Source organism: Leptothrix toolikensis (SeqCode) (genome assembly GCF_057922285.1).
Genome location: NZ_JBYSVC010000073.1, coordinates 1 through 12,203, shown reverse-complemented (window position 1 = coordinate 12,203; position 12,203 = coordinate 1). Strand labels below are relative to the sequence as shown.

9 protein-coding genes and 1 pseudogene are annotated in these 12,203 nt (G+C 62.5%); 3 read left to right on the top strand and 7 right to left on the bottom strand.

Annotation, left to right across the window (positions count from 1 at the left end; translation table 11 throughout):
* Positions 1-15: 15 nt before the first annotated feature.
* A complete protein-coding gene (locus AC3VI7_RS10275) occupies positions 16-4,212 on the top strand; it encodes a beta strand repeat-containing protein (RefSeq protein WP_489671497.1) in 4,197 nt (1,398 codons plus the stop codon).
* Positions 4,213-4,236: 24 nt separating this feature from the next.
* Here the strand turns inward: AC3VI7_RS10275 and moaD are convergent, their stop codons facing one another.
* The 7 genes and pseudogenes from moaD to AC3VI7_RS10240 all read right to left on the bottom strand — a co-directional run bounded on the left by moaD (position 4,237) and on the right by AC3VI7_RS10240 (position 10,170).
* Positions 4,237-4,488, bottom strand: a complete 252-nt coding sequence (gene moaD / locus AC3VI7_RS10270) for a molybdopterin converting factor subunit 1 (RefSeq protein WP_489671064.1) — start codon at positions 4,486-4,488, stop codon at positions 4,237-4,239.
* A gap of 28 nt (positions 4,489-4,516) precedes the next feature.
* Positions 4,517-5,788 (bottom strand): molybdopterin molybdotransferase MoeA, encoded by a 1,272-nt coding sequence (locus tag AC3VI7_RS10265; RefSeq protein WP_489671063.1) that lies wholly within the window; start codon positions 5,786-5,788, stop codon positions 4,517-4,519.
* 24 nt (positions 5,789-5,812) lie between these two features.
* The gene (gene thrC / locus AC3VI7_RS10260; RefSeq protein WP_489671062.1) at positions 5,813-7,258 is read right to left on the bottom strand and encodes a threonine synthase; all 1,446 of its coding nucleotides are present in this window, start codon (positions 7,256-7,258) and stop codon (positions 5,813-5,815) included.
* 58 nt (positions 7,259-7,316) lie between these two features.
* Positions 7,317-8,402: an AAA family ATPase gene (locus AC3VI7_RS10255; protein WP_489669460.1), complete on the bottom strand. Its 1,086-nt coding sequence runs from the start codon at positions 8,400-8,402 to the stop codon at positions 7,317-7,319.
* A 5-nt stretch (positions 8,403-8,407) separates the two neighbouring features.
* Complete coding sequence (locus AC3VI7_RS10250; RefSeq protein WP_489669462.1) at positions 8,408-8,896, bottom strand: molybdenum cofactor biosynthesis protein MoaE; 489 nt, start codon at positions 8,894-8,896, stop codon at positions 8,408-8,410.
* Positions 8,885-9,394: pseudogene (gene ispF, locus AC3VI7_RS10245) on the bottom strand (2-C-methyl-D-erythritol 2,4-cyclodiphosphate synthase); the annotation flags it as partial. The gene AC3VI7_RS10250 and the pseudogene ispF, both read right to left, overlap by 12 nt.
* The gene (locus tag AC3VI7_RS10240) at positions 9,388-10,170 is read right to left on the bottom strand and encodes an enoyl-CoA hydratase (RefSeq protein WP_489669459.1); all 783 of its coding nucleotides are present in this window, start codon (positions 10,168-10,170) and stop codon (positions 9,388-9,390) included. The gene AC3VI7_RS10240 and the pseudogene ispF, both read right to left, overlap by 7 nt.
* An 81-nt stretch (positions 10,171-10,251) precedes the next feature.
* On the opposite strand from AC3VI7_RS10240, the gene mltB reads away from it, so the two are divergent.
* Both mltB and AC3VI7_RS10230 read left to right on the top strand, forming a co-directional pair.
* Positions 10,252-11,352, top strand: coding sequence for a lytic murein transglycosylase B (mltB, locus tag AC3VI7_RS10235; RefSeq protein WP_489669458.1), 1,101 nt, complete (start codon positions 10,252-10,254; stop codon positions 11,350-11,352).
* Between the two features lie 47 nt (positions 11,353-11,399).
* Positions 11,400-12,023 carry an RNA polymerase sigma factor gene (locus tag AC3VI7_RS10230; RefSeq protein ID WP_489669457.1) on the top strand — a complete coding sequence of 208 codons (624 nt, stop codon included), beginning with the start codon at positions 11,400-11,402 and terminating at the stop codon, positions 12,021-12,023.
* The last annotated feature ends 180 nt before the right edge of the window (positions 12,024-12,203 follow it).

Sequence of the window (12,203 nt, the reverse complement as noted above, 5' to 3'; positions counted from 1 at the left end):
GCCTTTACCCCCGCCATGGGTATCAACGATGTTTGGGTGCGTCAAACCGACATGGCGGGCAATGTGTCGGGGTTTGATCCGCTGACACCTGCGCTGCATTTCACGCTGGTCAGTGCGAACGCCGCCCCCACCGTGGTGGTCGCCGACACCGGCTCGGTCGATACCCCCACGGTGGTCACCCAAACGGCCACGATCAACGTCACCCCGGGCGTGGCGGGCAGCACCGATTACGCCTACAGCTTGGACGGTGGCACCACGTGGACCTCGGTGCTGGGCTTGCCCATGACGGGCGGCACCATCACCATCCCGACCGCCGGCGACGGCACCTACACCGTCTTGGTTCACTCCTTGGAGCCCGTCACCGCCTTAGCGTCCAGCAATGCGCAGGTGACCTTCATCCAAGACACCGCCACCACCCTGATCACAGCGGCTCTGACGGTAGACACCGTCAACCTGATCAACGATCCGAACGGTACAGGTGCCACCGATGCCCTGACCCGTAACGGCAGCATCACCGTCAGCAACGTCGATCCGAACCTCGGCAGCCTGACCTACACCTATACCTTGAACGGCTTGGTCCAGCCGGCGGTCACGGTCGCGGCGGTGGCCACGCCTGATCCACTCAACCCGGCGCAGTTCATCGCCACCATCCCCAGCCCCACGCTGGGCGACGGTGCTTATACGGTCAGCGTGTATCAGAGCGACAAAGCGGGCAACACCACCTCAGCCACGCCGGTTACGGTGGCCTTTACGCTCGACACCACGCTGGCGCTGCCCGTGGTGACGCTGGTGACCGACACCGGCAACTTGGCCAACCCGGCCACCGCTTTGGACGGCATCACCAACCTGAGTGATCTGTTGGTCGCCAACCTCAAACCCGGTGCCGTGGTGGATTTCACCGTCACCGACAGCTTGGGCAACGTGGTGGGGATCGCCAACAACACCGTGCCAGTCAACGCCAACAACACGGCCAATATCTTGTCGGCGATCAACACCATCGTCTCACCCGATGGGGCCTACACCGTCACCGTCACCCAGACCGACTTGGCGGGCAACCAACAATCGCAAGCCCTGCCGCTGCTGATCGACACGCAGATCTCGACCCTGAGTGCGGCCTTGGTCACCGACACCGCCAGCGCCCTGAACCCCTTGGGCACCACAACCGATCTGATTTCGCAAGTCGGTGATGTGCTGATCACTGGCTTGGATGCGCATGTGGATGTGGTGAACTACACCTTCACCCTCACCGACAGTTTTGGCACGGTGTTGCTTGATCCGGCCACCAACCTGCCTTACCCCACGATCACGGGCAGCTTCGTGCCCACGGCCGGGGCCACGAGCCACACCTTGCTGGCCTCGACCGTGGGCCTGAGCAACGCCACCTACACGGTGTCGCTTGACCAAATCGACAAGGCCGGCAACAGCACGCTGGCCAACGGCACGACCAGCACCTTCACCTTTACCTACGACACCTTGGCCTTATCGCCGGTGATCAAGGCGTCCACCGACTCCTTCAATCCCGATCCGCGCACGGCGGTCGCAACAGCCACTGACACCATCACCAACGTCAGCGATCTGCTCTTCTCGAACCTAGAAGTAGGCGCTGCCGTCAAGTACACCATCGTCAATGCCCTGACCGGGGTGGTGGTCGGCCAGGCAGATACGCCGGTAGCGGTGGATCCCGCCAATGGCACGGCCCCCATCCTCAACCCGATCATGACCATCACCCCAACCGGGGTGGCTGGGGTGATGGACGACACCTATGCTGTTACGGTCACGCAAACCGATTTGGCAGGCCATACCAGCACGACCACCAGCACCTACGTCATCGACACGCTGATCAGCCCGCTCTCCGGCGCGGTGAGCTTGGACGGTATCCAGGCACCGAGACCCGATGGCCAAAGCACCTTTGACCATGTCGGCACCTTGGGCCAGATCAGCCTCAATGGCTTAGACCCCAACGTGGACTTGGTCTACTACACCTTTACCCCGATGGATCCGCTGACCGGCTTGCCCAACGGCACGCCGCCCATCACCGGCAGCATCGTGCCACCGGCTGGGGTCAGCGCTATGACGCTATCGCTCACCGACCCCACGTTGGCGTTGCTTGATGGGGCCTACACGGTGAACTTTTGGCAAGTGGACAAGGCCGGCAATTCGAGCCTGTCGATGCCGATGACCATGCTCTTTACCCTCGACACCCAGACCGTGGTTCCCAGCGTGGTACTGGCCAATGACACCGGCGACGCGCTCTACAACACCGGCACACTCATTGACGGCATCACGGCCGACCCGACACCCAAGGTGCAAGCCGGGGCCGAACTGGGTGGTGTGATCGAGTACAGCCTCGATGGTGCGACGTGGGTATCCGCCGCGAACTTGCCCAGCCTGCTGACGGGGGATGGCGCTTACGGCTTCTATGTGCGTCAAACCGACTTGGTGGGCAACGTGGCCACCTCGGGCAACACCGCAGCCACCGGGGGCTACACGTTCATCCTCGACACCGCCAAACCCGCGCTGACACTCGCGGCTGATCCGATGAGCTCCACCATGATCGGTGGTGTCCTTTATTCGAGCACGGGTGCGATCAACGTCACCAGCGGCGTCGATCCGCATGCTTCAACCTTGGCTTACTCCCTCGATGGCGGCCTGAGCTGGACCGCTGATCTCGCCACCTTGCCCGCCACGATCACCGCCCAAGGCATCCCAAGCGGTCAAACGATCACGGTCGATGTGGTGCAGATTGATGCAGCGGGCAATGGCAACGCTCAGCTGGTTCCTGGCGGCAAAGACAGCAGCATCACGCTGGTGTTTGACAACACCACCCCTGCACCTTGGGTCCAAATGACCACGGATTCGATCCCCGACCCGCTGCTTCTGGCGGGTTCAGCCACGGGTCGTTACAGCGTGGATGGCATCACCAACGTGCCCACCATCACCGCTGCGGTGACAGAAGCGGGGGCCACCTTGAGGTACTCGGTGCTCGACGCCACCGGCTTGGTCGTGGGCGATGCGTTGGGCACGCCGCAAACCGACCTGCCCTGGACGGGCACCTACACCACTCCGGCGGTGGACCCGATCACGCATCAAATCGGCTACACGGTGTATTTCCAGCAAGTTGACTTGCTGGGCAACATGTCGCCGGTAACGTCCATCCCCATCACCCTTGACACCGGCGTGAACGCGCCCACGGTCAGCTTGATGCAGGAGACCTCGGCGACCGCCATCACCCTGCCCGCTGTACTCACCTCCTACATCGGCCAGCTTTATGTGGCCCCCGCAGAGGCCGGCGGCTTGGTGCTGTTCAGCAGCAACAACGGCGGGACTTGGCAAGACATCAATGCCTTCACCCCCCAAATCGGCCTGAACAACCTGCTGGTGCATCAAATTGATGCAGCCGGCAATGTGTCGCCCGATACCCCCTTCACCTTCGATCTGGTGGCGGGCTATACCTTGGATACCGCCAATGCCAACACCGTGATGCTGGACGCCAACAACGCGCCGGTGGTCGATACGACCTTCCCCGCTTTGCCCAGCGTCAGCTTCACGGATGCCGGCTTGGCCGGCGACTTTGTGACCAACAACACCGCCTTGACGTTCTCAGCACCGCAAAATCCGGCGGGTCTGACCAGTGTCATCGAATACAGCGCCGATGGCGGTATCACATGGGCCGGGGTGGGTCCGGGCATGTTGGCCCTCGATCAGACCTACAACCTCTTGGTGCGTGAATCGGCTTTCGACCCAGCCGCCAACGTCACGCATTGCTCGGCAGTGGTGCCGTTCAATCTGACGGTGGACACCACCGCGCCAGCCCTCTTGCCCTGGAGCAGCGCAGCCGAGTTGTTCACCTCCACGTCAGGGACCAGCCATGCGGTGGCGGTACTGCGGCTCCATTACGCTGAAGGTGCCAGCGTAGACCCCACCAACTTGGCCGCCTTCAGCGGTGCCGCAGGCTTGGGCTACAACACCTCGGTGGTCAGCTCAGGCATTGCCAAAGATGGGTCGGTGCAATTGGGCATGCAAAGCGATGGCACCACGCTGATCGAGTTGCAATTCACCGAGACCGTGCTGGGCAGCTTCACCCAAGCCACCATCACCCCAGTCGGTCAGCTATCCGTCTCTGACGTCACCGGCAACTCCACCGCCCCCACCCCCACCGTGGACCTCACCACCTTGGGCATGAACTGGGTCATCTGGCAAAACCTGCCCTGATTCCCGCAAAGCCGGGGGGATTGCTCACCCCCCCGTCACCGGCGGGAAAAAAGCGACTTCGGAGCCGTCGGAGATTTCGGCGGCTTCGGGGCAGAGGGTTTGGTTGAGGGCGGCGCGGACGGTGTGTTCGCGACTCAGGGCGGTGGTGTGGGGCTCGCCCAAGGCGATGAGTTGGTCGCGCAACTGACCGACAGTGGTGCCGGGGGAGACTTCAACGGTTTCGGTGGCACCGAGGGCTTCGCGCAGCGAGGCGAAGTACATCAACTGAACATGCATGGGTCGGCTCTTGATCGGGGGCTTGTTGTTATTGCAAAAAACTCATCGGGATAAAGCTCACGGTCTGGCCGGGTTCAACCAGTGCGCCAGCGGGGATATCCACCAAGCCGTCGGCCCAGACCATGGAAGTCAGCACACCGGAGCTTTGATTGGGATAGACCGTCACGTTGCCATCAGCATCGAGCCGTGCGCGCACAAACTCGCGCCGTGTGTCGGCCTTGGTGCTCCGGAAAGCGGCCCGCAACGGCAACCCGCGCGACATGCCTAACATCGCCACCGGCACGCCTTGCAGGCGCAACAAGACCGGGCGCACCAGCAGCAAAAACGTCACCAAGCTGGAGACCGGATTGCCCGGCAAGCCGATGAACCATGTGCCGCCCACCGAACCACCCGCCATGCCACCAATCATCCCAAAAGCCAACGGCTTGCCCGGCTTCATGGCGATTTGCCACAGATCCAAGCGGCCTTCGGCCTGCACGGCGGGGCGCAGGTGGTCTTCTTCGCCGACTGAAACACCGCCGGAAGTGAGGATCAAATCGTGCCCTTCGGCCGCCAAACGCAAAGCGGCGCGGGTCGCTTCGAGCTGATCGGGCACCAACCCGAGATCGGTCACCTCGCAGCCCAAGGCTTGCAGCAAGCCGGACAAGGTGTAGCGGTTGGCGTTGTAGATCGCACCGGGCGGCATGTCCTCGGGGGCCACCTCGCCCGGCATGACCAACTCGTCGCCGGTGGAAAACAGCGCCACGCGCGGGCGGCGGGTCACGCCCAGCTGGGCCGCACCGACCGAAGCCGCCAAACCCAGCGCCGCCGGCGTGAGCCGAGTGCCTTGCTTGAGCACGGCACTGCCCTGCGCCACATCCTCGCCCCGGCGACGAATCGCCAAGCCATGCAGCGGCTTGATCTGGATGCGCACGGCCGCCCCACCACCGTCAGCCTCGGTCAAAGCCTCGCACTGCTCTTGCATCACCACCGCGTCCGCGCCAGCGGGAATCTGTGCGCCTGTAAAGATCCGGGCCGCTGTGCCCGGTTGCAGCGGTGCGCCCACCACCCCAGCAGGGATGCGCTGGCTGACGGGCAGCACCGTGCCGGGCGCAGGCACATCGACAGCGCGCAGGGCGTAGCCGTCCATGGCGCTGTTGTCACCGGGGGGGACATCAAGCGCGGCGATCACATCGACCGCCAACACCCGACCCAAAGCTTGGGCGGTGGGCACTGACTCGGTCTGCGCCAGAGGTTGAACGGCGGCCAACAGCTGAGCCAAAGCGGCGTCCAGGTTTTGCAAGGGAGCGTTGTTGCGCATGTTCAGGTCACAGTTCAGATCGGCTCAGACGACGGGTGCGTGGTCAACGATGTAGCGCTGCACCGTGGCGGTATCGGCGGGGATGACTTGAAAACGCTTGGGGCGCGATTCGAGATCAGCCAATGCCGCTGGGCGCGGTGCTTTGACATCGGGGCCAAGGGCTTCGGCGATGGTGGCTTCAAACTTGGCGGGCAAGGCGGTTTCCAGCACCAGCATCGGCACGTCGGCTTCGCGCAGCTCTTGGGCCACTTTCAGGCCGTCGGCGGTGTGGGTGTCGATCAGCACACCAAACTGCTCGAAAGTGGTGCGGATGGTGGCCAGACGGTCGGCGTGGGTGCTGCGACCCGACTGGAAACCGTAGTCGGCGATCTTGGCGAACTCTTCCGCCGTGAGCGTGAAAGCGCCTTCTTGGGCCAAGGCGCGACCAAACAAGGCTTGGGTGCGATCACCGTCACGGCCCAGCAGGTCAAAGACAAAGCGCTCAAAGTTCGAGGCCTTGCTGATGTCCATCGAGGGGCTGGAGGTTTCGAAGGTTTCGGCACTTGAGCGCACACGGTAGCTGCCGGTGCGGAAGAACTCTTCGAGCACGTTGTTCTCGTTGGTCGCCACCACCAAATGCTTGATCGGCAAGCCCATCATGCGCGCCACGTGACCGGCACAGACGTTGCCAAAGTTGCCCGAAGGCACCGCAAAACTCACCTGCTGGTTGTTGGTTTGGGTGGCTTGCATGTAGCCCGCGAAGTAGTACACCACCTGCGCCAAGAGCCGGGCCCAATTGATCGAGTTGACCGTGCCGATGCGGTACTTGCGCTTGAACTCCAGATCGTTCGACACCGCCTTGACGATGTCTTGGCAGTCGTCAAACACACCTTCGACTGAGAGGTTGTGGATGTTTTCGTCTTGCAAGCTGAACATCTGCGCTTGCTGGAAAGCACTCATGCGGCCCAAGGGCGAAAGCATGAAAACGCGCACGTTGTGCTTGCCGCGCATGGCGTATTCCGCCGCACTGCCGGTGTCACCTGAGGTGGCCCCCAAGATGTTGAGCGTCTCGCCCCGACGGCCCAGTTCGTACTCGAACAAGTTGCCGAGCAACTGCATGGCCATGTCCTTGAAGGCCAAGGTCGGGCCGTTGGACAAGCCTTCGAGCATCAAGTTCGGCACCAAGGGCGTGAGCGGTGTGATGGCGGCGTTGCCCCCAAACACCTCGGCGGTGTAGGTCTTTTCGACCAAAGCGCGCAGATCAGCCGGCGGGATGTCGTCAATGTAGAGCGAGAGGATCTCAAAGGCCAGCTCGGCGTAGCTCAGCGAGCGCCAAGCGTTCAGGGTTTCAGCTGAAACCTTCGGGTACGCCACGGGCAGGTACAACCCACCGTCCGGCGCGAGGCCTTCGAGCAAGATGTCAGAGAAGCCACGCAAAACGCGGGGTTCGGTCGGTTCGGTCGAAGGGGCACGGGTGCTGATGTATTTCACGGCGAATCAAGCAATCAAGGTGAATGAGGAGGGTCGGTGGCGGTGGGCGATGCGGGCGTCATTCGACGCCAGTGACACCGTTTTCCGAGGCGAGCCAGGCGCGAATTGTCGCCGCATCCACGGCCGCTGCGGCACCCCGTTGGCCCATGTGGGCTGAGCTCGCCCCTTGGCTGATCTCGACCCCACCGCCTTCGGTGCGGTGCAGACCAAAAAACCGCGCATCCACCGCTTGGTGAGCGTCTTGGGTCAGCAGGGCTTCGATCTCGTGCAGCAGGAACAAACTGTGTGAGGCGATGAAGACTTGGATGCCGTTGGCGCTCAGATCGACGATGCTTTTGGCCACACGCCGAATGAGCTTCGGGTTCAGATTGGCCTCGGGCTCGTCCCAAAAGAGCGCACCCTTATCAAGCAAAGCCCCGGTGGCAATCAGCCGCGACAGCATGCCGAGCTTGCGCAAGCCCTCAGCCACCAGCGGCATTTCCATCCGGCCCCGGGCGTTGCGCAAATAAAAGCGGCCGTTGCGGTCCAGCTCAATCGAGCCTTGCATGGCTTGTTCGATCGGTTCGAGCAGCTCGCGGATGCGCTTTTCCTTCACGCCTTGCTTGAGCGGCGCGCCCAGCAGCACGCAGGTGTCGCGCCAGGTTTCCTCAAACTCCAAGTAGTGGCCTTCATAGAAGGAGACGAAGTTGGGAAAGATCGTCAGCAGCTCACGCGTGGGTAGGTAGGCCGGCGAGGTGTCGAGCCAAGCGCTGGGTGCTTGGTTGATCGTCACTTCGGTGGTGCTTTGGGTGGCAAAACTGAAGCTCACGTCGTACTGCGGCTCAGAAAACGACAGCGCAATGTCACAGCGTTGCCGCCCCGGCTGACGCCGCGCCAGCCGCCCGAGCGATTCGGGCCGGAACACTTTGACCAACTTCTCAGCCAACTTGCTCTGCAAGGCGCTCTTGGTCGGCGCACTGGCCAGCCCACCCGCTTGGGGCTTGCGCCCTTCGGCGGCGCTCAGGGCGAGGTAGGTGTAGGCGATCTTGAGCAAGTGCGATTTGCCCGCACCGTTTTCACCCACGATCACATTGAGATGGCGGCCAAACATCAGGTCGGCCGACTGACACACGGTCAGGTTCTTGATCTGCAAACGCGTCAACATCAGCGTCACGCTCCCCAACGGCCTAAAGCCTCAGCATCACTGTCACGGGCATCGACCCAATGCACCGCACCGCTGACACTGGTTGCCTTCTTCCAGAACGGGGCCTGGGTCTTTAAATAATCCATCAAATACTCGCAGCCTTGGAAAGCAGCCCCCCGGTGCGCCGACGCCGCGCCCACCCAGACGATCTGTTCCTGCGCACCCAAGGGACCGATGCGGTGGATCACCCGGGCGGCACACAGCCCAAAGCGCTGGATGGCTTGATCGATCAAGGTCTCGATGCTGCGCTCCGTCATGCCGGGGTAATGCTCCAACGTGAGCGTTGAGCCTGGCTCGCCGCGCACCGTGCCCACAAAACTCACCACCGCACCCACTTGGCCCTCCATGCCCGCCCCTTCGGCGCGCAAGGCCGCCACTTCGGCCGAGAGATCAAAGTCCTCGGCTTGAATGCGCACCCGTGCGGGTTTAGCGGGAGCCGCTTCGCGCACCAGCATGCACACCGCCCGGGTCTCGATGGCTTCACCGCGCCCGACCGGGCCCATGCGCTCGGCGGTTTTGGCCTTGATGTTGATGCGCCCCACGTCGATCCCCAACACCTCAGCGATGCGGGCCTTCATGGCGGGCAAGTGCTGTGCCATGCGCGGCTGCTGCGCCACCACGGTGCTGTCCACGTTCATGACCCTCCAGCCCAAAGCGCGCACGCTGCGCAGCGCCTCAGCCAACAGCACGGTCGAATCCGCGCCCTTGAAGCGCGCATCGGTGTCGGGAAAATGCGCGCCGATGTCCCCCAAACCCGCTGCGCCCAAAAGCGCGTCGGTCAAGGCGTGCAACAAGGCGTCGGCGTCCGAGTGACCCAGCAAACCGCGCTCAAAGGGAATCGTCACCCCGCCCAGCACCAAGGCACGCCCCGGCACCAAAGCGTGGGTGTCCCAGCCCTCGCCCACCCGCAACTCCGGCCAGATGTTTCCGGTGTTGGCCACTGTGTTCACCATGAAGGCTTCCTTTTCTCGATAAAAGCTTGCACGCCTTCCAAGGTGGCGTCTTCCATCATGTTGCACGCCATCGTTTGGGTGGCCGCTTGGTAGGCTGCGGCCACGCCCATCTCCAACTGGCGATAAAACAGATCCTTGCCCCAAGCCAAGGCGACACGCGGCTTGGTCAGCAAGACGCTTACCAGCCGCTCGATCTCGGCGTCCAAGGCCTCGGGCTCGGCCACACGGTTGATCAAGCCTTTGTCGAGCGCTTGCTCGGCGCTGATGAATTCACCTGTCGCCAGCATCTCAAAGGCCGCTTTGCGCCCGATGTTGCGCGACAAAGCCACGGCGGGCGTCGAACAAAACAGGCCCAGATTGACCCCGCTGACCGCAAAGCGCGCTTTGTTGGAAGCCACCGCCATGTCGCACGCCGCCACCAACTGGCAACCCGCAGCGGTCGCCACCCCATGCACCCGCGCAATCACCGGCACCGGCAAGCGGGCGATGGTTTGCATGACTTGGCCGCATTGGCCAAAAAGCGCGCGGTAAGCGTCCATCGAGGGCTCGGCGCGCATCTCGACCAGATCGTGCCCCGCGCAAAAAGCTTTGCCCGCGCCCGCCAAGATGACGCAGCGCACGCTCTCGTCTTGGGCAATGGCGGCCCACTCGCGTTGCAGGGCGTCAAGCAGCGCCTCGGACAAAGCGTTGAAGGCTTGCGGGCGGTTCAAGGTCAGGGTCAACACCCCCCGGGCATCTTGGGTGCGCAGCAAAAGCGGTTCATCAAGGGTCAACATGAAGGGCTCCATGAAATCAAGGGCGGCCGCGACGATACCCGAAAGCCGCCAACCACCATGCCCTGAAAGGGACAATGGCGCATGTTTTTCAAACCACCCCACCCCACCCGCTTGCTCGCCGTGCTGCTTTGCCTAGGCGGTAGCTTGGCAGCCACCGCCGCCTTGGCCGATCACCCCAAGAAAAAAGCCCACCACCAAGCTGTCCACACCTTGCCCGAACAGGGTGCTTTGGCCTATGGCAGAAGCGATGCGGTGCGGACGTTTGCCGAGCAAATGAGCGTGCGCCATCCCGAGCTCGACCGAGCTTGGGTGGAGGATGTCCTCCAAGACGCTCGCCGCTTGCCGGTGGTGGAGCGACTCATCATGCCGGCCGCCACACCCAGCGCGAAGAACTGGATGGTCTACCGCGCGCGCTTTCTTGATCCGCTGCGCCAACAAGAAGGCCAACGCTTTTTAAAGGCCCACGCCCAAGCCTTCCAGCGGGCCGAAGACCGCTACGGCGTGCCCGCCGAGGTGGTGGCCGCCATCATCGGCATCGAAACCATCTACGGCCGCAATACCGGCAATTTCCGCATCCTCGACGCCCTAGCGACGTTGAGCTTCAACTTCCCCAGCGGCCGCAGTGACCGCTCAGGCTTTTTCCGCAGCGAGCTGGAGCAGTTCTTGTTGCTGTGCAAACGCGACCACATGGACCCCCTCAGCACACGCGGCTCCTACGCTGGCGCGATGGGTTTGGCGCAGTTCATGCCAGGCACCTGGCGCAACTATGCAGTCGATTTCAATGACGATGGCCGCATCGACCTCATCAACGACCCCACCGACGTGATCGGCAGCGTGGCTGCTTATCTGTATGCCAGCGGCTGGCAACGCGGGGTGCCGACCCACTTTGCCGTCAAGCCACCCGCCAACGACACCGCTCTCATCACCTTGCTTGGGCCAGATATTCAACCCAGCTTCAGCGCCTATCAGTTCAGCAACTTGGGTGCGCAGTTGGATGAAGCTGGGCAGGAATATCCCGAACTGCTCGCCTTGGTCATGCTGCGCAACGGCACCGAACTGCCGCCCGACTATGTGGCGGGCACCAGCAACTTCTGGGCACTGTCGCGCTACAACTGGTCGGCTTACTACACCATGGCCGTGATCGAGTTGAGCCGAGCGTTGGCAAACCGCCGTAGAAAATAAAAAGGCCCCGCCCACAATATTTTCAAGCGGCATCCGTCTACACAAGTATGGATGCCTCTCTTTCCTCCAACCCGACGCTGATGGCGATGGTGATAGCGGTGGCGACGACCGATAAGGAACAGCGCCTCACAGCCACCCTCTCGCAAGAGCGGGGGCGGCTGCGCAACTTCATCCGAGCTCAGGTGCGTGATGCAAGCGACGCGGAGGACATCTTGCAAGACGTGTTCTTCGAGTTCACGCAGGCTTGGCGTCTGCCCGAGCCGATTGAACAAGCTGGGGCTTGGCTGTTCCGGGTGGCACGGCATCGGATCATCGACCGCTTTCGCAAAAAGCGCGAAGAGCCGCTGCGCAGCGCGACATCAAACACCGATGCCTTAGATGCCTCGGATGCCGACGCGCACTGGTTGGAGGACGTGCTGCCCTCACCCGAGGACGGCCCCGAGGCGCTTTATGCCCGCAAGGTGCTGCTGCAACACATCAGCGCCGCGCTGGCCGAACTGCCCGAAGAGCAACGAGCGGTCTTCATCGCTCACGAGATCGAAGGCCGCAGCTTTGAGGCTATGGCCCAAGAACAGGGCTTGAGCACCAACACCTTGCTGGCGCGTAAACGCTATGCGGTGCTGGCCTTGCGCAAGCGGCTTGCGCCCATCCATGACGCTTTTTTCGAGTAACCGTTTTTCGCCGTCTTTAGGAGAACTTTCATGAACTGCAAACCCTGCAAACCCAATTGCGCCGCCCGTTTCGCCAAGATCGCTGTCATGGTCGTGCTCGGCATTGCCGCCATGGGCTATGTGGTGATGTCACTTTGGAACTGGCTGGTGCCGGGTCTGTTCACCAGCGCGCATGAGATC